This window comes from Flavobacterium crocinum (assembly GCF_003122385.1).
GTDB classification, from domain to species: Bacteria; Bacteroidota; Bacteroidia; order Flavobacteriales; family Flavobacteriaceae; genus Flavobacterium; species Flavobacterium crocinum.
The window spans coordinates 2283135-2308262 of sequence record NZ_CP029255.1; the positions used below are offsets into that span (position 1 = coordinate 2283135).

A 25128-nucleotide genomic window follows, 5' to 3' on the forward strand; every position below is an offset into this window, starting at 1 on the left:
TTTAATCAAAATTTTGTCCATTGATGATAACAAATCAGACTGAAAGATTGAATTTTGCCTCTACAAAAAATATCCCTGACTATCCGGATTTCTTGGATGTTCAGGTTAAATCTTTTAAAGATTTCTTTCAATTAGAAACGAAATCTGACGAAAGAGGCAACGAAGGGTTATACAATACCTTCATGGAAAACTTCCCAATTACAGATACAAGAAACAACTTTGTATTGGAATTCCTGGATTATTTTGTTGACCCACCACGTTATACAATTCAAGAATGTATAGAGAGAGGTCTTACTTATAGTGTGCCTTTAAAAGCCAGGTTAAAACTATACTGTACAGATCCAGAACACGAAGATTTTGAAACTATTGTACAAGATGTTTATCTTGGAACAATTCCTTACATGACTCCTAGTGGTACTTTTGTTATTAATGGTGCCGAGCGTGTTGTAGTATCTCAATTACACCGTTCTCCAGGGGTTTTCTTTGGACAGTCATTCCACGCAAATGGAACTAAACTTTACTCTGCAAGAGTTATTCCTTTTAAAGGATCTTGGATAGAGTTCTCTACTGATATCAACAGCGTAATGTACGCGTATATCGATAGAAAGAAAAAATTACCTGTAACTACTTTATTCCGTGCTATCGGTTTCGAAAGAGATAAGGATATCCTTGAAATTTTCGACTTAGCTGAAGAAATTAAAGTTTCTAAAACTGGTATTAAGAAATATATTGGAAGAAGACTTGCTGCGCGTGTATTGAATACATGGCATGAGGATTTCGTAGATGAGGATACAGGAGAGGTAGTTTCTATCGAACGTAACGAAATTATCCTTGATCGTGATACTATTATCGACAAAGATAATGTTGAAGAAATCATTGATTCTAATGTAAAATCTATTTTGTTACACAAAGAGGATAATAACCAAGCAGATTATGCTATTATCCACAACACGTTACAAAAAGACCCTACAAACTCTGAAAAAGAAGCTGTAGAGCACATTTACCGTCAGTTGCGTAACGCTGAACCGCCTGATGAGGAAACTGCTCGTGGTATTATAGATAAATTGTTCTTCTCTGATCAACGTTATAACTTAGGTGAAGTTGGTCGTTACAGAATGAACAAAAAATTAGATTTAGATATCCCTATGGATAAGCAAGTGCTTACGAAAGAGGATATCATTACAATCGTTAAATATTTGATCGAGTTGATCAACTCTAAAGCAGAGATTGATGATATCGATCACTTATCAAACCGTCGTGTTAGAACAGTTGGTGAACAATTGTCTCAACAATTCGGTGTTGGTTTAGCACGTATGGCTAGAACTATTCGTGAGAGAATGAACGTTAGAGATAACGAGGTGTTTACACCAATTGATTTGATTAATGCTAAAACATTATCATCAGTTATCAACTCTTTCTTTGGTACTAACCAGTTATCTCAATTTATGGATCAAACGAATCCATTAGCTGAGATTACGCACAAAAGAAGACTTTCTGCACTTGGACCTGGTGGACTTTCGAGAGAGAGAGCTGGTTTCGAGGTTCGTGACGTTCACTATACTCACTATGGTCGTTTATGTCCGATTGAAACTCCAGAGGGACCAAACATTGGATTGATTTCATCTCTTGGTGTTTATGCAAAAGTAAACGGAATGGGATTCATCGAAACTCCATACCGTAAAGTAACAAATGGTGTAGTTGATTTAGAAAGTACTCCAGTTTACTTAAGTGCTGAAGAAGAAGAAGGTAAAATGATTGCTCAGGCAAACATTGAAATGGACGCTTCTGGTAAAATTACGGCTAGCAATGTTATTGCTCGTGAGGAAGGTGACTTCCCAGTTGTTGAGCCATCAGTAGTTCATTATACAGACGTTGCTCCTAACCAGATCGCTTCGATTTCTGCATCTTTGATTCCTTTCTTGGAGCATGATGATGCGAACCGTGCGTTGATGGGATCAAACATGATGCGTCAGGCAGTTCCTTTGATCCGTCCTGAAGCACCGATTGTTGGTACAGGTTTAGAGCGTCAGGTAGCTTCAGATTCAAGAGTATTGATCAATGCTGAAGGGCATGGAACTGTTGAATACGTAGATGCTAACATCATTACTATTAAATACGATCGTACTGAAGACGAGAGAATGGTTAGTTTTGATGCTGATGAGAAAACGTACAACCTTATTAAATTTAGAAAAACCAATCAAGGTACAAGTATCAACTTGAAACCAATCGTAAGAAGAGGTGACAGAGTTGTTCCTGGCCAAGTATTGTCTGAAGGATATGCTACTCAAAATGGAGAATTAGCTTTAGGTAGAAACTTAAAAGTTGCGTTCATGCCATGGAAAGGGTACAACTTCGAGGATGCGATTGTAATTTCTGAAAAAGTAGTTCGTGATGATATTTTTACTTCTATCCACGTTGATGATTATTCATTAGAGGTTAGAGATACTAAGTTAGGAAACGAAGAGTTAACAAACGATATTCCTAACGTTTCTGAAGAAGCTACTAAAGATTTAGATGAAAACGGTATGATTAGAATTGGAGCAGAGGTTAAACCTGGCGACATTTTGATCGGAAAAATTACACCAAAAGGAGAATCAGATCCAACTCCAGAAGAGAAATTGCTTCGTGCAATCTTCGGGGATAAAGCAGGTGATGTAAAAGATGCTTCATTAAAAGCTTCTCCATCTTTACATGGTGTAGTTCTTGACAAAAAATTATTTGCAAGAGCCGTAAAAGATAAACGTAAACGTACTCAGGATAAAGATGCTTTAGGCGCTTTAGAAATGGAATTCGAAACTAAATTTGTCGAATTAAAAGACAGATTGGTTGAAAAATTATTCTTGATCGTTAACGGAAAAACATCTCAAGGTGTAATGAACGATTTGGGTGAAGAAGTTTTACCAAAAGGTAAAAAATATACTCAAAAAATGCTTTACGCAGTAGAAGATTTTGCTCACTTAAGTAAAGGTCAGTGGGTTGCTGATGACGCTACAAATAAAATGGTTAATGATTTAATTCATAACTATAAAATTAAGCTGAACGACTTACAAGGAGCTTTAAGAAGAGAGAAATTCACTATTACAGTTGGAGATGAATTACCATCTGGAATCTTGAAATTGGCTAAAATCTATATCGCTAAAAAACGTAAGTTAAAAGTTGGTGATAAAATGGCGGGACGTCACGGTAACAAAGGTATTGTTGCTAGAATCGTTCGTCACGAAGATATGCCTTTCTTAGAAGATGGAACACCAGTAGATATCGTATTGAATCCACTTGGGGTACCTTCACGTATGAACATTGGTCAGATTTATGAAACTGTTCTTGGATGGGCTGGTATGAACTTGGGTAGAAAATTTGCTACTCCAATTTTCGACGGTGCTTCTCTAGACGAAATCAATGCTTTGACTGATGAAGCTAATGTACCACGTTTCGGACATACCTATCTTTATGATGGTGGAACTGGAGAGCGTTTTGCACAAAAAGCAACTGTGGGTGTAATTTACATGCTTAAATTAGGACACATGGTTGATGATAAGATGCACGCACGTTCTATCGGACCATACTCATTGATTACGCAACAGCCACTTGGAGGTAAGGCTCAATTTGGAGGTCAGCGTTTTGGAGAGATGGAGGTTTGGGCACTTGAGGCTTATGGAGCTTCTAGTACGTTACGTGAAATCTTAACTGTTAAGTCTGATGACGTTATTGGTAGAGCTAAAACTTACGAGGCTATCGTTAAGGGTGAGACTATGCCGGAACCAGGTTTACCAGAATCATTCAACGTATTAATGCACGAATTGAAAGGTCTAGGTTTAGATCTTCGTTTGGAAGAATAATGTTTTAGTATTCAGTGTTCAGTATTTAGTAATCAGTGATAAACTGAACACTAAATTCTGAATACTGAACACTTTTTTATAAAGTTTTTAAAGATTTATACCCGTAACCCGTTCCGATTTTTTATAATAATGCGAGGCATTTTATAACTAGCACTTCAAATAAGAATTTGAGGTTTAGAGAAGTAACCCGAGGTAGTAGCTGAATGATTAACTCTTTAATTTTTAAAGAGTAGATTATAAATCTAAATTCAATTTTTTAATTGCAAAATAAATCAATAGTAAAAACTATGATGAATAACAGAAACAATAATAAAGATAAGAATCCAGTAAAAAGATTTAACAAAATTTCTATTGGATTGGCTTCACCAGAATCTATCTTGAAAGAATCAAGAGGAGAGGTTTTAAAGCCAGAAACAATCAACTATAGAACGCACAAACCAGAGCGTGACGGACTTTTCTGCGAAAGAATCTTCGGACCAGTAAAAGATTTCGAATGTGCTTGTGGTAAGTATAAAAGAATTCGTTACAAAGGTATCATCTGTGACCGTTGTGGTGTTGAAGTTACTGAGAAAAAAGTACGTCGTGATAGAGTAGGACACATCAACCTTGTTGTGCCAATCGCTCACATCTGGTACTTCCGTTCTCTTCCAAACAAAATTGGTTATATCCTTGGTCTTCCATCTAAGAAATTAGATATGATCATTTACTACGAAAGATACGTAGTAATTCAGCCAGGTATCGCTAAAAATGCAGATGGAGAATCATTACAAAGATTAGATTTCTTAACTGAAGAAGAATACTTAAATATTTTAGATACTCTTCCACAGGAAAACCAATATTTAGATGATTTAGATCCTAATAAATTTGTTGCCAAAATGGGAGCAGAGTGTATTATGGATTTATTAGCTCGTATTGACCTAGATGCTTTATCTTATGAATTAAGACACAGCGCTAACAACGAGACTTCAAAACAAAGAAAAACTGAGGCTTTAAAAAGATTACAAGTTGTGGAGTCTTTCCGTGAGTCTAACGAAAACCGCGAAAACCGTCCAGAATGGATGATTATGAAAGTGGTTCCAGTTATCCCGCCAGAATTACGTCCGCTTGTGCCACTTGATGGAGGTCGTTTTGCAACTTCAGATTTGAACGATTTATATCGTCGTGTAATCATCCGTAACAACCGTTTGAAAAGATTAATGGAGATTAAAGCTCCAGAAGTTATCTTAAGAAACGAGAAACGTATGTTACAAGAATCTGTAGATTCATTATTTGATAACACTCGTAAAGCTTCTGCTGTTAAAACAGAATCTAACAGACCATTAAAATCATTATCTGACTCATTAAAAGGTAAGCAAGGACGTTTCCGTCAAAACTTACTTGGTAAACGTGTGGATTATTCTGCTCGTTCGGTAATTGTCGTTGGTCCTGAGTTAAAATTATACGAATGCGGATTGCCAAAAGATATGGCTTCTGAGTTATACAAACCTTTCGTTATCCGTAAGTTGATCGAAAGAGGTATTGTAAAAACAGTAAAATCTGCTAAGAAAATCATTGACAAAAAAGAGCCTGTAGTTTGGGATATCCTTGAAAACGTAATTAAAGGACACCCAGTATTACTAAACCGTGCTCCTACTTTGCACAGACTTGGTATTCAGGCTTTCCAGCCAAAATTAATTGAAGGAAAAGCGATCCAGTTACACCCATTAGTATGTACGGCATTCAACGCCGATTTCGATGGTGACCAGATGGCGGTTCACTTACCATTAGGGCCAGAGGCTATTTTAGAGGCACAATTATTAATGTTGGCTTCTCACAATATCTTGAACCCTGCAAATGGTGCTCCAATTACTGTACCTTCTCAGGACATGGTCTTGGGTCTATATTATATGACCAAAGAGCGTATCTCAACAGAAGATCACAAAATTATTGGTCAGGATTTAACTTTCTATTCTGCTGAAGAAGTAAATATTGCATTAAACGAAGGAAGATTAGAATTGAATGCTCGTGTGAAAATTAGAGCAAAAGATTTTAATGACGCTGGAGAATTAGTGTACAAAATCATTCAAACAACTGCAGGACGTGTATTATTTAACGAAGTAGTACCTGAAGCAGCTGGATATATCAACGACGTATTGACTAAGAAAAACCTTAGAGATATTATCGGACACATTTTAAGTGTGACTGATGTACCTACAACGGCAGCTTTCTTGGATAATATGAAAGATATGGGTTATAAATTTGCATTTAGAGGAGGTTTATCATTCTCTTTAGGTGATATTAGAATTCCAGAACAAAAAACGAAGTTAATTGCAGATGCCAGAGAGCAAGTTGAAGGTATCTCAACTAACTATAACATGGGTCTTATCACAAATAACGAGCGTTACAACCAAGTTATTGACGTATGGACTTCGGCAAATGCTCAGTTAACAGAGTTAGCAATGAAAAATATTAGAGAAGACCAACAAGGTTTCAACTCTGTATATATGATGCTTGACTCTGGGGCGAGGGGTTCTAAGGAGCAGATTCGTCAGTTAACTGGTATGCGTGGTTTGATGGCTAAGCCTAAAAAATCTACTGCTGGTGGTGGTGAGATTATTGAAAACCCGATTCTTTCTAACTTTAAGGAAGGTCTTTCGATCCTTGAGTACTTCATTTCTACTCACGGTGCTCGTAAAGGTCTTGCGGATACGGCTCTTAAAACGGCCGATGCTGGTTACTTGACAAGAAGGCTTCATGACGTTTCTCAAGATGTTATTGTTAACATCGAAGATTGTGGAACTTTAAGAGGTGTTGAAGTTGCTGCATTGAAGAAAAATGAGGAAATCGTTGAATCTTTAGGAGAGAGAATTTTAGGACGTGTTGCATTACAAGACGTTATTAATCCTCTTACTAACGAAGTAATGGTTAAATCTGGAGAACAAATTACTGAAGCAATTATGAGAACTATCGAAGCTTCTCCAATTGAAAAAGTAGAAGTTAGATCTCCATTAACTTGTGAAGCTTTAAAAGGTATTTGTGCGAAATGTTACGGTAGAAACTTAGCTACTGGTAAGATGACACAAAGAGGTGAAGCTGTCGGAGTTATTGCAGCTCAGTCTATTGGAGAGCCAGGTACACAGTTGACACTTCGTACGTTCCACGTTGGAGGGGTTGCCGGAGGTATTTCTGAAGAATCTAGTATTGTTACAAGATTCGCAGGTAGACTTGAAATTGAAGATTTAAAAACAGTTAAAGGAGAAGACGGAGAAGGTAACTCTGTTGATATCGTAGTTTCACGTTCAACGGAATTAAAATTAGTTGACGAGAAAACTGGAATTGTTTTAAATACACATAACATTCCTTACGGTTCTAGTATCTTCGTTGGAGATGGAGAAACTGTAGCTAAAGGAACTGTAATCTGTAAATGGGATCCATATAACGGTGTAATTGTTTCTGAATTTACTGGTAAGATTGCTTACGAGGATTTAGAGCAAGGACAATCGTTCATGGTGGAGATTGATGAGCAGACTGGTTTCCAGGAAAAAGTAATTTCTGAGGCTAGAAACAAAAAATTAATCCCAACTTTATTAGTTTATGGTAAAGAAGGTGAATTGATTCGTTCTTACAACTTGCCAGTAGGTGCACACTTAATGGTTGAAAACGGTGAGAAAATTAAAGCAGGTAAAGTATTAGTAAAAATCCCACGTCGTTCTTCTAAAGCAGGAGATATCACGGGAGGTTTACCAAGAATTACTGAGCTTTTAGAGGCTCGTAACCCTTCAAACCCAGCAGTTGTATCTGAAATTGATGGAGTTGTATCTTTCGGTAAAATCAAAAGAGGTAACCGTGAGATCGTTATCGAATCTAAATTTGGTGAGATTAAAAAGTATTTAGTTAAACTTTCAAGCCAAATCTTAGTGCAAGAAAATGACTTCGTAAGAGCGGGAGTTCCATTGTCTGATGGTGCAATTACACCAGATGATATCTTGAGAATTCAAGGACCAGCAGCTGTTCAACAGTACCTGGTAAATGAAATTCAAGAGGTTTACCGTCTACAAGGGGTAAAAATTAATGACAAACACTTTGAGGTTGTAATTCGTCAAATGATGCGTAAAGTTAAGGTTGAAGATCCAGGAGATACTCTATTCTTAGAAGATCAATTGATCCACACTAAAGACTTTATCCTTCAAAATGATAAATTATACGGAATGAAAGTGGTTGAAGATGCCGGAGATTCTTCAGTATTGAAACCAGGTCAGATTATTACGCCTCGTGAATTACGTGATGAAAATTCATTATTGAAACGTACAGATAAAAATCTTGTTGTAGCAAGAGATGTAATTACTGCAACTGCTACGCCAGTTCTTCAAGGTATTACAAGAGCTTCGTTACAAACTAAATCATTCATTTCTGCGGCTTCATTCCAGGAGACAACGAAAGTACTTAACGAAGCTGCAGTAGCTGGTAAAGTAGATGACTTAGAAGGATTAAAAGAAAATGTAATTGTTGGACACAGAATTCCTGCGGGAACTGGTATGAGAGAATACGATAACACTATCGTAGGATCTAAAGACGATTACAACGAAATGATGGCTAATAAAGAAGAATACATTTATTAATTAGGAAACTATGAGTAATCCGAAACAACAACAAGAGCAAATTAATATTGAGTTAGACGAAACTATTGCAGAAGGAATTTATTCTAATCTTGCAATTATTAATCACTCATCATCAGAGTTTGTTTTAGATTTTGTAAGTATTATGCCGGGGATTCCTAAAGCCAAGGTAAAGTCAAGAATTGTTTTGACACCACAACATGCTAAAAGATTATTAAGAGCAATAGGTGAAAATATCCATCGATTTGAAGCCGCTCATGGCGAAATAAAAGAAACGGAACAAGCACCAATTCCGCTTAATTTTGGTCCGACAGGACAAGCATAAATTTTAAAGCCCCATTTTCAAATGGGGCTTTTTTTTGGTTGAATGTTTTGTAATAATGTATTTCATCCGATTTAATTTACTTTAATCGACAAAATTTCTTCTGGTTCTGACATTAAATTATTTTAGTAGTTCCTATGAAAGATTATTTTTTGAAATATAATGACTTAGTAAGGTTGATTTAATTCAAATTAAAGGAAAGCGCTAATTAGCTATTAGCGCTTTTTTTATGCTTAAAAATGAGATTATTATAAGAAGAAGTAAAAATATTTTCTTTGTTTCCCAACCTTTTTATAAAATGGATACTCTATGTAAGTAAGAAAGCATCTTGAAAGTTTTTTAACTTATAAATAAAGTAGAGTATGAAAAAGAAATTCACCTTAGAAATAGCAGATCCCTGTTCTGAAAATTTTGATAAAATGATTCCAAATGCACAGGGCTCATTTTGTAATACGTGTATGAAGAATGTGATCGATTTAAGTAGAAAAACGAATTCTGAAATGGCTAAATTTATTGCAGAAAATAAGGATAAAAGTATATGTGCAAGATTGAGAACGAATCAATTGGAAGAAGAATTTGTATACAATGAAACGTCAAAAATCAATAATTTAAAATATGCAGCGGTTGCAGCATCTGTTTTACTCGCATCGAATCTTTCAGCGCAAGAGAAAGAAGTTGTTAAAACAGAAGTAAACTGCCCAAAACCAAATCCTTACAAAGTAGGTAAGATAGCTTATAATCAAACTCGAAATCAAGAAGTTTCATTAATCATAAAAGGAAAACTATTTGAAGCAAAAACAAACAAGCCATTTGATAAAGAAACATATTCTAACTTGATGATTGCCTTTAATAACTCACAAAATCCTGTGAAAGTAAATCCTAAAACTGGTGAATTTTCAATAGAAACTAAAGTTTTAAAGAGTAGTAAAACGATAATGGTTACAATTAGAGCCAATGATTATTATCTTTCAAAAGAAATAGCTTTTGATGTAAAATCAGCTAAAAATAATGTTTTGCAAAAAAATATAATTATTGCTTCAGAAGAATTATCTAGAATTTATATTGCAGGCGGATTAGGAATTAATTATACGCGATAATAATCAAATTTGCATTTTGGGGAATGTAAATGAAAAAGGCTGTCATAATAAAATTGACAGCCTTTGTATTTTTTCTTTCAAAAGTATTAATCAAACTCCGAAGTAAAGTATAATTTCACAGTTGGATATTTACTTTGTGTCATTTGAATGGTAAAATCAGAATCAGCTAAAAATACTAATTGTCCGTATTTATCATGAGCTAAGAATTTTTGTTTGATACGTTTAAATTCTTTGAATTCTTCATTTTTGGCATCATCAGGTTTTACCCAGCAAGCTTTATGTACAGGGAAGTTCTCGTAAGTACATTTTGCCCCATATTCATGCTCTAAACGATATTGAATAACCTCATACTGAAGTGCTCCAACTGTTCCAATAACTTTACGATTATTCATCTCTAAAGTAAATAACTGAGCAACACCTTCATCCATTAACTGATCGACTCCTTTTTCTAATTGTTTAGCTTTCATCGGATCGGCATTGTTAATGTATCTAAAGTGTTCTGGAGAGAAACTTGGGATACCTTTAAAGCTCATGATTTCGCCTTCAGTTAATGTATCTCCAATTTTAAAGTTTCCAGTATCATGAAGACCAACAATATCTCCAGGGTAAGAAATATCAACAATCTCTTTTTTCTCTGCAAAGAATGCGTTTGGACTAGAAAATTTTAGATTTTTCTTTTGACGAACATGATAATAAGGTTTGTTTCTTTCGAAAGTTCCGGAAACAATTTTGATAAATGCTAAACGATCGCGGTGTTTTGGATCCATATTGGCGTGGATTTTGAAAACAAATCCGGACATTTTTTCTTCTGTAGGCTCAACTGTTCTAGTTTCAGAATCTTTTGCTCTTGGAGATGGAGCAATTGTAATAAAACAATCTAATAATTCGCGAACTCCAAAGTTATTTAAGGCTGAACCAAAGAAAACTGGCTGAATTTTTCCATCCAAATAATCCTGACGCTCAAATTTTGGGTAAACTTCATCAATCAATTCTAGTTCTTCACGAAGTTTATTAGCTGCTTTTTCTCCAACAATTTTATCTAATTCAGGATTGTTTTGTACGTCAGAAAAAGCAATTGTTTCTTCAATATTTTTACGACTGTCCCCGCTGAAAAGATTGATGTTTTCTTCCCAAAGATTATAAATTCCCTGGAAATCGTAACCCATTCCAATTGGGAAACTTAGAGGGGTTACTTTCAAACCTAACTTTTGTTCTACTTCATCCATTAGATCAAAAGCATCTTTACCTTCACGGTCTAATTTGTTGATGAAAACAATCATCGGAATGTTACGCATTCTACAAACAGCAACCAGTTTTTCTGTTTGTTCCTCAACCCCTTTTGCAACGTCGATTACAACAATTACACTGTCAACAGCAGTTAAAGTTCTGAATGTATCCTCAGCAAAATCCTTGTGCCCGGGAGTATCAAGGATATTAATTTTTTTATCTTTATAATTAAAAGCAAGCACAGAAGTAGAAACCGAGATACCTCTTTGGCGTTCGATTTCCATAAAGTCACTCGTTGCTCCTTTTTTAATTTTGTTATTCTTTACCGCTCCCGCTTCCTGAATAGCCCCTCCAAATAACAGTAATTTTTCAGTTAATGTAGTTTTACCGGCATCGGGGTGCGAGATAATTCCAAATGTTCTTCTGCGTTGTATTTCTTTTAAAAAGCTCATATTTCGTATAAATAGGTTGCAAAAGTACTATTAAATACGGCTTTATAAAAATATTCAGTTCTTAAATTTGGGAAGTCTTAATTTGAGAAGCTTTTATCTGAAAAAATAGGCTTGATTTATTTGATGAACTCCTTATCCCATAATTTTTTGTTAATAGTATATCAGATAGTTGTATTATGTAATTGAATTGTTATTTTTGTTCGTTATAAGTTACAAAAGAACTATACTTTAATTATATGTGTTTAAAACATAATAATTTGGGAAGATTATCTAAAAGCAGGCTTACATTCAAATAAAATTTAAAATAATGTCATTAAAAAAATTACAGCTAAAAACAATTGATTACAAGTTCGTATTAACAGTTTGTTTTTTTCTTTTTTTTGCTCCAATTATTACAGCACAAGAAATAATTCCGGATGTGGTTGCTCAAAAACCGGCTGAAACGCCTACAGGTGGAAAATTAAAAGTAGATGGAATTATAGCAACTGTAGGAGACTATATTGTTTTAGATTCAGATATCGACAAAGGATTTTTAGAAATTACTGCACAGGGAGGATCTGTAAAAGACATTACAAGATGTCAAATGCTTGGAAAACTTCTTGAAGATAAATTATATGCTCACCAGGCAATTCAGGATAGTATTATTGTAAGTGATGCCGAAGTTAGAGGTATGATGGAAGAGCGTTTAAATTATATGACGCAGCAAGTAGGAGGGGATATCAGCAAAGTTGTTGAATACTATAAAAAGAGCTCTGTAGAAGAATTCAAAACTTATTTTGCAGACATCTTAAAAGAGCAGAAGCTTGCCTCAGAAATGAGAGATAAAATCATTAAAGATGTAGAAATTACTCCGGAAGAGGTTCGTAATTTCTTTAAGAAAATACCAAAAGATGACTTGCCAACTTTTGGAGCTGAAATGGAAGTAGCACAGATTGTTGTAGAACCTAAAATCTCAGCTGAGGACAAGAAAAAAGTTATTGATAGATTAAATTCGATAAGACAAGATGTATTGGATGGTTCTAGTTTTGCTACAAAAGCAGTATTATATTCTCAGGATCCCGGATCTTCTCCAAACGGAGGTTATTACAAAATGACAAGAAAAACTCCTTTTGTGAAAGAATTTAAGGATGTTGCTTTTAGCTTGCAGGCAGGAGAGATTTCTCAACCATTTGAAACAACTTTTGGATTCCATATTATTATGGTAGAGAAAATTAAAGGACAAGAAGTTGAATTGCGTCATATTTTGATTGCCCCAACTGTTTCTGAAGCAGCCTTAAAAGAAGCAAAAGAAAGAATTACTAATATCAGAAATAAAATTGTTGGTAACGAAATAACATTTGCAGATGCTGCAAGAACAGAATCTGATGAGAAGGAAACAAGAGCAAACGGAGGAACTTTGGTGAATCCTACCACTCAGGATACACGTTTTGAATTAACAAAAATGGATCCAACTTTATACAGTCAAGTTTCTAATTTAAAAGGGAATGAAGTTTCTCAACCGATTTTAAATACAGATGATAAAGGTAAAAAGACATATAAGTTGATTACAGTTACAAATCGTATTGATGAGCACACTGCAGATTATGCTAAAGATTATACCAAAATCAAAGAATTAGCATTGAAAGAAAAACAGATTAATGCAATTGCAAAATGGTTTGATAATAAGATTAAAGACACTTACATTAAAATTATTGGCGAATACAAACAATGTGAATTCGCAAACAACTGGTTGAAAAAATAATTTTTATTAAATAAATAAAAAGAGTTAGTTTTATGAATTCATAGAATTAACTCTTTTTAATTTTAAATACATTCATAAATGTCTGACGTAACAGCAATTCACAATTTAGTTCAAAAAAGAAACGAATTAAAAAAAGAGATAGCGAAAATAATTGTAGGGCAGGACGCCGTTGTAGATCAAATTTTACTTTGTATATTTTCAGGAGGACATGCACTTTTGATTGGAGTTCCGGGCTTGGCAAAAACCTTAATGATAAATACATTATCTCAAGCTTTAGGTTTAGATTTTAAAAGAATTCAGTTTACTCCCGATTTAATGCCTTCTGATATTTTAGGAAGTGAGATTTTGGATGAAAATAGAAATTTCAAATTCATAAAAGGGCCAATTTTTTCTAATATTATTTTAGCAGACGAGATCAACAGAACGCCGCCTAAAACGCAAGCTGCTTTACTTGAGGCTATGCAGGAAAGATCGGTAACTATTGCCGGACAACACCATAAATTAGATTTGCCTTATTTTGTTTTGGCAACTCAAAATCCAATTGAACAAGAAGGAACATACCCGTTGCCTGAAGCACAATTAGATCGTTTTATGTTTGCTATAAAACTAGAGTATCCAACTTTCGAAGAAGAAGTTCAGGTAGTAAAAAGAACAACATCTGATGCAAAAACTGTAATTAATCCATTGTTTACAGCGCAGGAAATTATCGATTTTCAACACTTAATCCGTAGAATTCCTGTAGCAGATAATGTTATTGAATATGCTGTTACTTTAGTAAGTAAAACCCGTCCTGATAATGCTTTGACAAATGATTTTGTTAAGAATTATTTAGATTGGGGCGCAGGACCAAGAGCTTCGCAAAACTTAATTTTGGCAGCAAAAGCACATGCGGCTTTTAACGGTAAATTCTCACCAGATATTGAAGATGTTCAGGCTGTGGCAACTGGAATTTTGCGTCATAGAATTATTAAAAATTATAAAGCAGATGCTGAAGGAATAACAGAAGAAGTTATTATCAAGAAGTTGATGTAAGATATTGTAAGCCTGATTTTTGATCAGGCTTTTTTTATTCCAGTTCTTTAATACTCGTTTCGTTTATTAAACGTAACGTTTTGTTATTAAAGAGTTTTAATAGCAAAACCTTGGTGAGTGATGTATATTTTTTATGATCATATTCGTACCACCAGTAAGAGAAATATAGAACATTGTCCTTTTCCATTTTTGTCAGCCATATTTTCTCATTTTTTATGCTGATTTCCTTAGATTCTATAATTTTATATCCATTTCCAGTCCAGCAAATTAACGGTTTGTGAATTGGGGTTTTTATATAGGTTAAAGTTTCGGGAGTTGTGATTTTAAAAACTTCATTGTTTATCCAAACACCATTTTTGACATTATAAGATGGATTTAGATTTTCTAATAAAGAATAATTTTGTTGTTTTTTAATTTCGAAAGAGGTAATGAATAAAATTCCAGTCGCAAATAGTATCGTTGTAAATTTTTGCTGAATCTTGATGCTGCTTATTTCATCTTTTTTTGGAATAAAAAATCGAATGAGGAATAAAATGGGAGCAATTTGATAAAAGACAAAGCACACAATTCCGATGGTATGGTGCAGAATATTTTCTTCGGTACAATTGAATAAAACTAATGTGATAATCCTGAAATAATTAGAAACAATATTCAGAATAACTAAAACACTGCAAAAAACTAAAATTTGCAGTATGCTAAAATATTTTTGTTGTTTTCGTTCTTCTAAAGTCAGTAAAAAAGCTCCCGAAAGTAATCCGGTTTTAAACATCGACAAACCCATGCAAGCCGTATCAATAGAAATTTTTGCATCATTAATATAAAAATTGACACCCTCGATTTTTGTTATCGGAAGAAAGTTCTTTAATGTATGATAGACTCCATAACAAAGTGTTTGTTTTATTTCGACAGTAAGATAATTAAATAATTGGTCAAAAATTGAAGAAAACAAAAAGAGACAGATAAAAGCAATAAAAGAAAATCTTCTGGTAAAACTGTAATAAATAAAACATATCAGTAATAGTAAAGCATAAAAATGTAGTGACTTTGTATGTAGTCTATAGCTGATAAATTCCAATAAAAAAATCACTCCAAGAAGAGGGTAACTCAATTTCAGAGTCGTTTTTCTTCCTGCATAAAGAAACAGCAAAATGGAAAAAATGATTCCAAAGAAATTATTGTCTAGTCCGGCTAATACAATAGTATAGTTTATGACTAACAGTATTGTAATAGCCAGAATAGCAATTGATTTTTGATAAGATTGCAGCAATAAAGTCATTATGCTTTTTGAGTTTTGTTTTTGCGATAATAAACAAATAGTGTAGTTAAGCCAATAATTATAAGTACCCATTCATGTGGTTCCGGAACAGCACCGTCATTTTTAATAGAAGCATTTCCTAAAGTGTCTACATTTTTCTCAATTCCGTTCTTTTTGTAATCTTCATCCGTTTCCAAGACGATTAAAGATGAAATTGGAGTTACAATATTGGCATCTTTTGCCAGACTAACATATTTGTTTACAGCCAAAGTATCGTTCTGAATTTTCACTTGTTCTTCCAAAACTTTTCCAAAAGCATACATTCTGTAAATATGATTTGGTCCGTCGGCTTTTAAAGTACTGTCTTTTGCAGTTTCCTGAATTGAAATACCTGCAGGTTCAATATTTACTGTATTTTCTTCTGTTTTATACACTGCAAACTGATTCTGCTGTATCATTTTTAAACTATTTTGAAGCGTAGTCTGATAATATTCAACATATTTTTGCTCCTTTATGGTCTGCCAAAACGGATTAATTTCTGGCGAAAGATTAATTACTTTTAAGTTTTGTTGTTGCGTTCCAATTCTTATTTTATTTAAATACTCAGATCCATTCAATTCTTCGAAATTGGCAGAAAACGCAGTTAATTTTGTTATGATTAAACTGTTTTTACTAATCTTGTAAAGAGGTAATAAGGAATAATGAAGATTTTTAAACTCTGAATGAATGGTTTTGAAATTATCTCGGTTAAGGGTTATTTTTTCTTTGTCTCTATAGACATAAATAGATTTTTCATGTAAATTGATAAATGATGCTACTTCATCTACATTCCAATTACTGTTTAGATCTAGAATAATTTCGGATGGTTTGAATGGAATAATTGTTCTTTGGATTTTTTTCGTCTGGTATGTTTTATCTTTCCAGGTAAAAGAACTTGAGCGGAATGTTTTATCGGAATATACAATGGCTTCCCAATCATCCAATCCTTTTGATGTATTTACATAGAAATTGTTTTTTAATTCAAAATTTTTGCTGGTTCTCACTTTTGTTTCATCTGGAATCTGGATTCTTGAAGAAGTAGAAGCATATGAAATATTGGGACCTTTTATTGAAATGCTTTGGTATTTCATTTCCTTTTCGCCGGCTTGCAAAGGTGTAGTAAAGCCACATTTAAAGGTTCTTGGCGTTTTGTAATTTACAGGAAAAACACTAACCACGATTTTATTTCCTTCTCTCCATTGCATTAACGATGGGTCACGACTTTCTACGCCAACAATTTGTTTGTATGCTTTTTGGGCTTTTTCCTTTGTGGTTAAAACTCCTTTACGTTCAATTCCGTTTACCCATAAAGAAAGTGAAGTAGCCACAGAGCCTTCAGGAAGCTGAAAAGAATAGATAGCCTCTTCATCACGCCAAGATTCTTTTTCGCAGGCAATTTTCATCGTAATTTCGGTATAAGCTAATCTTGACTCAGGATAAATTTTTACGTCTTCCTTGATTTCTTTGGTAAACAAATCTTCACCGCTCCATAATTGTTCTTCCGTTTCTAGTCTTTTATCAAAATTTGATTTCAGAATATTAATGCGGTCTTCTGTACTCAGATTAAGATCTTCGCAAAAAGAATAAGCAACTGTGATAAATGGATTATGAATTTTTCTTTCATTAAATTGACTACCTCCAAATGAATCGAAACCTCTAAAATTGAAGAAGTCTCTATTTTCTTTATAGACGATGCCTTTTTTTAGTAAAATTTCATTAAAAAAGTTCGGTTCTAAATGTTGTGAAATTCTAATATAAGCAGGAAGATCTTCATTGTAATCAAATGATTTTGAAATTTCGTTCTGATTGATTAATCTGCTTTCGCTATTCAATCGAAAGGCAAAAGCCAATAAAGCGATTATTATGCTCAAAAAACCGCTGGCAAATGAGACAAAGTATTGCCTGTCTTCTTGAAATAAATTTATAAGCTTTAACAAATGAACTAGAGAAATTATAAAAGGAACTAATCCATAAAAACCTACTCCTAAAACTAAAATTGTGACAACTGAAATTATCGAAATTGGTATGAGGTATAAGGTGTAATAAAGTATTAATGTATAAGATAATCCGTTAACAAATAAAAGAATCAATGAGGTAATACTCTTGTTTTGTATGTTGTAGATAAAGAAATTCGAAATACAAAAAATCAAAGTCATGAAATAAACCCAAATAGGAAGATATTCAAAAATGGGAATAAAAATGTTTAAAGAAAAACATCCAATAAGCCAGTTTAAAAACAGAAAAGGAAGTAAATGAATGTATTGTTCTCTTTTTCGCAGGATCATAAAAGAGACTGTCACGCCATATATAAATTCAAAAATCAAATTTATTTGGCATAAAGGTTCTGCACTGCGTGAACCGGAAGCCGATATGGTTAAAATAATGCAAAGTAAAAGAAAGCAAAATGACGTTATGCTTAAGCTAAGTGTTACTCCATCTTTTTGAGTAAATTCTTTAAATTTTTCAGATTTGTACTTCATAGTGTTATGTTTTTAAAAGAACTTTGAATCGCAAAGTTAAAATAAAAAATGAATTGCAGGCATCTTGGGAGATTTTTTTTAATGAAAGATTTCTGTAAAAAATGAAGAACAAAAATGGAGAAACCTGTCGGTTAAAATCGCAACTATAACGTTATAAATTATTATTTAGAACGTTTCTTTGTGAAAACAGAGGTAAAATCTTACTTGGTTTATAACATCAAATTTCGACTTTGTTAAAGAAAAGATTTTAAAATATCAAAAAATCAATTTTGTATTAAAAAAATGATTTTTTATCAAAAACAAGCATTGAAAATCGTTTTTTAACAATAATATTTTTTGAAAAGGCGACTTCTATTATATTTTTTTTAATTCTCAGCTTTAATCTTTAAATTTGCGTACAAAAAAAATACTTCTACTTAATTATGAATACTTACAAAGATTACATTCAAGAAATTGAAGAAAGAAAAGCCTTAGGTCTTCATCCGAAGCCAATTGATGGCGCTGAATTAGTAAGCGAAATCATTTCACAAATCAAAGATTTAGATAACGAATACAGAGAAGATTCTCTTAAGTTTTTTATTTACAATACATTGCCAGGTACTACTAGTGCGGCTGGTGAAAAAGCAAAATTTTTAAAAGAGATTATTCTTGGGCAATCTGTGGTAAAAGAAATTACTCCAGCTTTTGCTTTCGAATTATTATCACATATGAAAGGTGGACCTTCTATCGAAGTTTTACTGGATTTAGCTTTAGGTAATGATGTGGCTATTGCAAAAGAAGCTGCGAAAGTACTTAAAACACAAGTTTTCCTTTACGAAGCAGATACAGATCGTTTGGTAGAGGCATTCAAAAACAATAATGAAATTGCTAAAGATATTCTTGAAAGCTATGCTCAGGCAGAATTCTTTACAAAATTACCGGAAGTAGCTGACGAAATTAAAGTAGTTACTTTTATCGCTGGTGAAGGAGATATCTCAACAGATTTACTTTCTCCTGGAAATCAGGCGCACTCTCGTTCAGATCGTGAACTTCACGGGCAATGTATGATTACGCCTCAGGCACAACAGGAAATTAGAGATCTACAAGCACAACATCCTGATAAAAGTGTGATGTTAATCGCTGAAAAAGGAACAATGGGTGTTGGTTCTTCCAGAATGTCAGGTGTAAATAACGTGGCGCTTTGGACAGGAAAACAAGCAAGTCCTTATATTCCATTCGTAAATATTGCTCCAATTGTTGGAGGAACAAACGGAATCTCTCCAATTTTCTTAACAACAGTTGATGTAACTGGAGGTATTGGATTAGATCTTAAAAACTGGGTTAAAAAAGTAGATGCTAATGGTAATGTTGTTCGTAACGAAAATGACGAGCCAATTTTAGAGCAAGCTTATTCTGTTGCTACAGGAACAGTTTTGACTATCAATATTAAAGAGAAAAAATTATATAATGGCGATCAGGAATTAATCGACATTTCTAAAGCTTTTACTCCTCAAAAAATGGAATTTATCAAAGCTGGTGGGTCTTACGCTATCGTATTTGGTAAAAAATTACAAACATTTGCAGCAAAAACTTTAGGAGTTACAGCTCCAGTTGTATTTGCTCCATCAAAAGAAGTTTCTATAGAAGGACAAGGTCTTACTGCGGTTGAGAAAATCTTTAACAGAAATGCAGTAGGAACAACTCCGGGAAAAGTATTGCATGCAGGTTCTGACGTTCGTGTTGAAGTAAACATTGTAGGTTCTCAGGATACTACAGGTCTGATGACGGCTCAGGAATTAGAATCAATGGCGGCTACAGTAATTTCGCCAATTGTTGACGGTGCTTATCAATCAGGTTGTCACACTGCTTCGGTTTGGGATAAAAAAGCGCAGGCTAACATTCCTAAATTGATGAAATTCATGAACGATTTCGGTTTGATTACAGCTCGTGACCCGAAAGGCGTTTATCATTCAATGACTGACGTAATCCACAAAGTACTTAACGATATTACTATCGATGAGTGGGCTATCATTATTGGTGGTGACTCTCATACAAGAATGTCAAAAGGAGTTGCTTTTGGTGCTGACTCTGGAACTGTTGCTCTTGCATTGGCTACTGGAGAGGCTTCTATGCCAATTCCGGAATCTGTAAAAGTGACTTTCAAAGGAGATATGAAAGGATACATGGACTTCCGTGATGTGGTTCATGCTACTCAGGCTCAAATGCTTCACCAATTTGGAGGAGAAAATGTATTCCAGGGAAGAATTATCGAGGTTCATATTGGAACGCTAACTGCTGATCAGGCGTTTACATTTACAGACTGGACTGCAGAGATGAAAGCTAAGGCTTCTATCTGTATTTCTGAAGATGATACTTTGATCGAATCATTGGAAATTGCAAAAGGCAGAATCCAGATTATGATCGACAAAGGAATGGATAACGATAAACACGTTCTTCAGGGACTAATCAACAAAGCAGATAAGAGAATTACAGAAATTAAAACTTCTGAAAAACCTGCATTAACTCCAGATGCAAATGCTAAATATTATGCTGAAGTTGTTGTTGATTTAGATCAAATCGCTGAACCAATGATTGCCGATCCAGACGTAAACAATGCTGACGTTTCTAAACGATATACTCACGATACCATTAGACCATTATCTTTCTACGGAGGAGATAAAAAAGTAGATCTTGGATTTATTGGTTCTTGTATGGTTCACAAAGGAGATATGAAAATCCTTGCACAAATGTTGAAAAATGTTGAAGCACAAACAGGAAAAGTAGAGTTTAAAGCGCCGCTTGTAGTAGCTCCTCCAACATACAATATTGTTGATGAGCTTAAAGCTGAAGGCGACTGGGAAGTTTTACAAAAATATTCTGGTTTCGAATTTAACGATGACGCTCCAAAAGGTGCAGCACGTACTGAATACGAAAACATGTTGTATTTAGAGCGTCCGGGTTGTAACCTTTGTATGGGGAACCAGGAAAAAGCTGCAAAAGGAGATACAGTAATGGCAACTTCTACTCGTCTTTTCCAGGGAAGAGTTGTAGAAGACAAAGAAGGTAAAAAAGGAGAGTCTCTTCTTTCTTCTACTCCGGTTGTGGTATTGTCTACAATTTTAGGAAGAACTCCTACTATTGAAGAGTATACAGCTGCAGTTGATGGTATTAACTTAACTAAGTTTGCGCCTTCGAACAAATCATTGGTAATGTAATCTTACGATTATTAATATATCAAAAGCCCGAGCGATAAACTCGGGCTTTTTCTTTTATAGCTCCTCTATTTTTTGTAACTTAGAAAGTTCAAAAAAAAACAGAAAACAAACAAATTACAGGACTTATGGCTTTTGATATTGAAATGATTAAAAAAGTGTATGAGAACATGCCGTCTCGTGTGGATAAAGCGCGAGAGCTTGTTGGTCGTCCGCTTACCCTAACAGAGAAAATTTTATACAATCACCTTTGGAACGGAACACCGTCTCAGGTATTTAAAAGAGGTGTAGATTATGTTGATTTTGCACCAGACCGTGTTGCATGTCAGGATGCAACGGCTCAAATGGCATTATTGCAGTTTATGCACGCCGGAAAGTCAAAAGTTGCCGTTCCAACAACAGTGCACTGTGATCACTTAATTCAGGCAAAAATTGATGCTGCAACCGATTTGGCAAGAGCAAAAACACAGAGTAATGAAGTTTTTGATTTTCTTTCGTCTGTTTCTAATAAATACGGAATTGGTTTCTGGAAACCGGGAGCCGGAATTATCCATCAGGTAGTACTTGAAAATTACGCTTTCCCTGGCGGAATGATGATTGGTACCGATTCACATACTGTAAATGCAGGAGGTTTAGGAATGGTTGCAATTGGAGTTGGTGGTGCCGATGCCGTAGACGTAATGTCCGGAATGGCATGGGAACTTAAATTTCCTAAATTAATTGGAGTTAAATTAACGGGTAAATTATCAGGCTGGACAGCTCCTAAAGATGTTATTCTTAAAGTTGCCGGTATTCTTACTGTAAAAGGTGGTACTGGAGCTATTGTTGAATATTTTGGAGAAGGTGCTACAGCAATGTCTTGTACCGGAAAAGGAACAATTTGTAATATGGGTGCTGAAATTGGAGCTACAACTTCAACTTTTGGTTATGATGCTTCTATGGGACGTTACCTGCGTTCTACAAATAGGGCAGATGTTGCAGATGCTGCCGATAAAATTGCTCCATATTTGACAGGAGATCCGGAAGTCTATGCAAATCCGGAACAATATTTTGATCAGGTTATTGAGATTAACTTATCTGAATTAGAACCGCATTTAAACGGACCTTTTACTCCGGATTTAGCTACTCCGATTTCTAAAATGAAAGACGAGGCAATCAAAAATAACTGGCCATTACAAATTCAGGTAGGATTAATTGGTTCTTGTACTAATTCATCTTACGAAGATATTTCTCGTGCAGCTTCTTTGGCAAGACAAGTTGCGGCTAAAAATTTAAAAACAAAAGCAGAATTCACTATTACGCCAGGTTCTGAAGTAGTTCGTTCTACAATTGAAAGAGACGGATTTATTGATACATTCCATAAAATTGGGGCAACCGTTTTTGCTAATGCCTGCGGACCGTGTATTGGTATGTGGGATAGAGAAGGGGCAGAAAAAGAGGAGAGAAATACAATCGTTCACTCTTTTAACCGTAATTTCTCAAAACGTGCAGATGGTAACCCTAATACATTAGCTTTTGTTGGTTCTCCGGAATTAGTAACAGCGATGGCAATTGCGGGTGATTTAGGTTTTAATCCATTAACAGATAAATTAATCAATGAAGATGGAGAAGAAGTAATGCTGGATGCGCCAACGGGAGACGAACTTCCTGAAAAAGGTTTCTATGCCGAAGATCCGGGATTCCAGGCTCCGGCAGAAGACGGTTCAGGAGTTCAGGTAGTGGTAAATCCAACATCAGAGCGTTTGCAGTTATTAGCTCCATTTGATGCTTGGGATGGTAAAAACATTACTGGCGCTAAATTATTAATCAAGGCATTTGGAAAATGTACAACCGATCATATTTCTATGGCTGGGCCTTGGTTGCGTTTCCGTGGACATTTAGATAATATTTCAAATAATATGCTGATTGGTGCCGTGAATGCTTATAACCAAAAAACAAATTCTGTTAAAAATCAATTGACAGGTCAATACGATGCTGTTCCTGCTGTGGCTCGTGCTTACAAAGCAGCCGGAGTTCCTTCTATTGTTGTGGGAGATCATAACTATGGTGAAGGTTCTTCTCGTGAACATGCGGCTATGGAACCTCGTTTCTTAGGAGTGAAAGCGGTATTGGTGAAATCTTTCGCCCGTATCCATGAAACCAACCTTAAAAAACAAGGTCTTTTAGGATTAACTTTTGCAAATGAAGCAGATTATGATAAAATTCAGGAAGATGATACAATCAATTTCTTAGATTTAACTGAATTCGCTCCGGGAAAACCATTAACATTAGAGTTTGTTCATGCAAATGGTACAAAAGATATTATCTTGGCAAACCATACTTATAATGCCGGACAAATCGGATGGTTTGTTGCAGGTTCTGCATTAAACTTAATTGCAGCAGGAAAAGCTTAATTTTAAAATTTAATGATACTAAAAACGCTCTGTGGAAACAGGGCGTTTTTTTGTTTTAGAGCAATTTTGAGAGAAAATTTACCTTTAATTATAAGCTTTTGAATTTCAGTTCAAAAGCTTTTTTGGATATTAACTAAGCTTTAAATTTGAGCTTTTGAGGAAAATTTGTTGTTAAAAATCGAGGTTTTTTTACTTTAAAAAGTTAAATTCGCCATGCACGTAATAAAAATGATTTTTTCGAGTTTAAAAATTAATGTTTTGAGCTCTTGAAATAGTAATAAAAATGTAATTCAGGAAATATGGTTTATCGGTTAATAATAGTATTGTTTTTTTTTAGTTTTGGAGCTTTTGCACAAGAGAATTTCGTAAAACACAAAATTTCACAAGGAGAAAACCTTTCTGTTATTGCTAAAAAATACGGAGTAAAAGTAAAAGATATTGCAGATGCGAATCCAAACGCTCCAAAAATCCTGAAATTAAATTCTGTACTTTTAATTCCTAATAAAAACAAAAGCACTTCAAAAGCAAAAACTAAATCGGCAGAACTTGCTGTAAATAGTAATCCTTCTAATGCTATTTCTTCCGGAACACACGAAGTAGCTGCCAAAGAAACGCTTTGGGGAATTTCAAAAAAATATAATGTTTCTGTTGATGATTTAAAGAAAGCAAATCCGCTTTTAGAAACAGAAGGATTAAAAATAGGACAACAAATTGCAATTCCTTCTAAAGATGTTTCTATTGCTGACAAATCAAATCAACAAAGTGTGCCGGAAATTGTTCCAACCGATGTAGAGTTGTTTAGAGAAGTTAAAGCAAAAGAAACAAAATATGGAATTTCTAAGGAATATGGAGTTTCTGTTGCAGAATTAGAACGTCAGAATCCTTCAATTAAAAGAAAAATGCCTATTGGATATCTTTTGAAAATTCGTGTTCCAAAAGAAAAAGCCGATGCAATTCAAGCGGCGCAAACAGGAAAAATAAATACTGAAACAGCTATTTCTTCTTCAACTCAAATAGCAGAAATGGCACCGGAAATAAAAAAAGATTCTACTTCTGTGAGAATACCAACAGGAGCTCACTCAGATTTAATAGATCAGCTTATAGCAAGTGCAACTGAAAATATTGGAACGCGTTACCGTTCCGGTGGAACTACAAAAGCAGGTTTTGACTGTTCAGGATTAATGTTTTGTACTTTTGGTAACTTCGACATTAAATTACCAAGAAGTTCAATTGAACAATCCCGAATAGGAACAAAAGTAGCTTCAGATGAAGCTCAAAAAGGCGATTTAATTTTCTTTAAAACCAATGGAAGACGCCATATAAACCATGTTGGTATGGTGGTTGAAAATATCGATGGCGAAATTAAATTCGTACATTCATCTACACACGGAGGCGTAATGATTTCTTCTACAAAAGAGCCGTATTATACCAGATCATTTTCTCAGGTAAATCGTGTTTTAGAATAATT

Annotated in this window: 12 protein-coding genes; 9 read left to right on the plus strand and 3 right to left on the minus strand. The window is 34.4% G+C overall.

Features of this window, described 5'->3' with window-relative positions; translation table 11 throughout:
• The first annotated feature begins 23 nt into the window (after positions 1 to 23).
• The 4 genes from rpoB to HYN56_RS10525 all read left to right on the plus strand — a co-directional run bounded on the left by rpoB (position 24) and on the right by HYN56_RS10525 (position 9850).
• On the plus strand, positions 24 to 3836 hold the full coding sequence (gene rpoB, locus HYN56_RS10510; RefSeq protein ID WP_026730428.1) for a DNA-directed RNA polymerase subunit beta: 3813 nt from the start codon (positions 24 to 26) through the stop codon (positions 3834 to 3836).
• A gap of 287 nt (positions 3837 to 4123) precedes the next feature.
• On the plus strand, positions 4124 to 8434 hold the full coding sequence (gene rpoC / locus HYN56_RS10515) for a DNA-directed RNA polymerase subunit beta' (protein WP_109192122.1): 4311 nt from the start codon (positions 4124 to 4126) through the stop codon (positions 8432 to 8434).
• Positions 8435 to 8444: 10 nt separating this feature from the next.
• Complete coding sequence (locus HYN56_RS10520; protein ID WP_109192123.1) at positions 8445 to 8756, plus strand: DUF3467 domain-containing protein; 312 nt, start codon at positions 8445 to 8447, stop codon at positions 8754 to 8756.
• Positions 8757 to 9115: 359 nt separating this feature from the next.
• Complete coding sequence (locus tag HYN56_RS10525) at positions 9116 to 9850, plus strand: hypothetical protein (RefSeq protein ID WP_109192124.1); 735 nt, start codon at positions 9116 to 9118, stop codon at positions 9848 to 9850.
• Positions 9851 to 9936: 86 nt separating this feature from the next.
• Here HYN56_RS10525 and HYN56_RS10530 read toward each other — a convergent pair whose 3' ends face one another.
• Positions 9937 to 11529 carry a peptide chain release factor 3 gene (locus HYN56_RS10530; RefSeq protein ID WP_091492772.1) on the minus strand — a complete coding sequence of 531 codons (1593 nt, stop codon included), beginning with the start codon at positions 11527 to 11529 and terminating at the stop codon, positions 9937 to 9939.
• A gap of 307 nt (positions 11530 to 11836) precedes the next feature.
• On the opposite strand from HYN56_RS10530, the gene HYN56_RS10535 reads away from it, so the two are divergent.
• Together HYN56_RS10535 and HYN56_RS10540 are read left to right on the plus strand one after the other, a co-directional pair.
• Positions 11837 to 13270, plus strand: a complete 1434-nt coding sequence (locus tag HYN56_RS10535; RefSeq protein WP_109192125.1) for a peptidylprolyl isomerase — start codon at positions 11837 to 11839, stop codon at positions 13268 to 13270.
• A 78-nt stretch (positions 13271 to 13348) separates the two neighbouring features.
• Positions 13349 to 14302 carry an AAA family ATPase gene (locus HYN56_RS10540; RefSeq protein ID WP_109192126.1) on the plus strand — a complete coding sequence of 318 codons (954 nt, stop codon included), beginning with the start codon at positions 13349 to 13351 and terminating at the stop codon, positions 14300 to 14302.
• Positions 14303 to 14336: 34 nt separating this feature from the next.
• On the opposite strand, the gene xrtN is transcribed toward HYN56_RS10540, so the two are convergent.
• Positions 14337 to 15578, minus strand: a complete 1242-nt coding sequence (gene xrtN / locus HYN56_RS10545; RefSeq protein WP_167398299.1) for an exosortase N — start codon at positions 15576 to 15578, stop codon at positions 14337 to 14339.
• Positions 15578 to 18076: an XrtN system VIT domain-containing protein gene (locus HYN56_RS10550; RefSeq protein WP_109192128.1), complete on the minus strand. Its 2499-nt coding sequence runs from the start codon at positions 18074 to 18076 to the stop codon at positions 15578 to 15580. The genes xrtN and HYN56_RS10550 overlap by 1 nt, the downstream gene beginning before the upstream one ends.
• Positions 18077 to 18498: 422 nt before the next feature.
• Here HYN56_RS10550 and HYN56_RS10555 point away from each other — a divergent pair, with 422 nt between their 5' ends.
• From HYN56_RS10555 to HYN56_RS10565, 3 genes are all read left to right on the plus strand, one after another.
• Positions 18499 to 21270: a bifunctional aconitate hydratase 2/2-methylisocitrate dehydratase gene (locus HYN56_RS10555; RefSeq protein ID WP_109192129.1), complete on the plus strand. Its 2772-nt coding sequence runs from the start codon at positions 18499 to 18501 to the stop codon at positions 21268 to 21270.
• 125 nt (positions 21271 to 21395) lie between these two features.
• Complete coding sequence (locus HYN56_RS10560; protein ID WP_109192130.1) at positions 21396 to 23660, plus strand: aconitate hydratase; 2265 nt, start codon at positions 21396 to 21398, stop codon at positions 23658 to 23660.
• Between the two features lie 299 nt (positions 23661 to 23959).
• Positions 23960 to 25126, plus strand: a complete 1167-nt coding sequence (locus tag HYN56_RS10565; protein ID WP_109192131.1) for a C40 family peptidase — start codon at positions 23960 to 23962, stop codon at positions 25124 to 25126.
• Positions 25127 to 25128: the final 2 nt, after the last annotated feature.

Excerpts from the sequence above, each read along its gene's own strand:
- rpoB (WP_026730428.1), top strand. The coding sequence starts at position 24 with ATGATAACAAATCAGACTGAAAGATTGAATTTTGCCTCTACAAAAAAT.
- rpoC (WP_109192122.1), top strand. The coding sequence starts at position 4,124 with ATGATGAATAACAGAAACAATAATAAAGATAAGAATCCAGTAAAAAGA.
- HYN56_RS10520 (WP_109192123.1), top strand. The coding sequence starts at position 8,445 with ATGAGTAATCCGAAACAACAACAAGAGCAAATTAATATTGAGTTAGAC.
- HYN56_RS10525 (WP_109192124.1), top strand. The coding sequence starts at position 9,116 with ATGAAAAAGAAATTCACCTTAGAAATAGCAGATCCCTGTTCTGAAAAT.
- HYN56_RS10530 (WP_091492772.1), bottom strand. The coding sequence starts at position 11,529 with ATGAGCTTTTTAAAAGAAATACAACGCAGAAGAACATTTGGAATTATC.
- HYN56_RS10535 (WP_109192125.1), top strand. The coding sequence starts at position 11,837 with ATGTCATTAAAAAAATTACAGCTAAAAACAATTGATTACAAGTTCGTA.
- HYN56_RS10540 (WP_109192126.1), top strand. The coding sequence starts at position 13,349 with ATGTCTGACGTAACAGCAATTCACAATTTAGTTCAAAAAAGAAACGAA.
- xrtN (WP_167398299.1), bottom strand. The coding sequence starts at position 15,578 with ATGACTTTATTGCTGCAATCTTATCAAAAATCAATTGCTATTCTGGCT.
- HYN56_RS10550 (WP_109192128.1), bottom strand. The coding sequence starts at position 18,076 with ATGAAGTACAAATCTGAAAAATTTAAAGAATTTACTCAAAAAGATGGA.
- HYN56_RS10555 (WP_109192129.1), top strand. The coding sequence starts at position 18,499 with ATGAATACTTACAAAGATTACATTCAAGAAATTGAAGAAAGAAAAGCC.
- HYN56_RS10560 (WP_109192130.1), top strand. The coding sequence starts at position 21,396 with ATGGCTTTTGATATTGAAATGATTAAAAAAGTGTATGAGAACATGCCG.
- HYN56_RS10565 (WP_109192131.1), top strand. The coding sequence starts at position 23,960 with ATGGTTTATCGGTTAATAATAGTATTGTTTTTTTTTAGTTTTGGAGCT.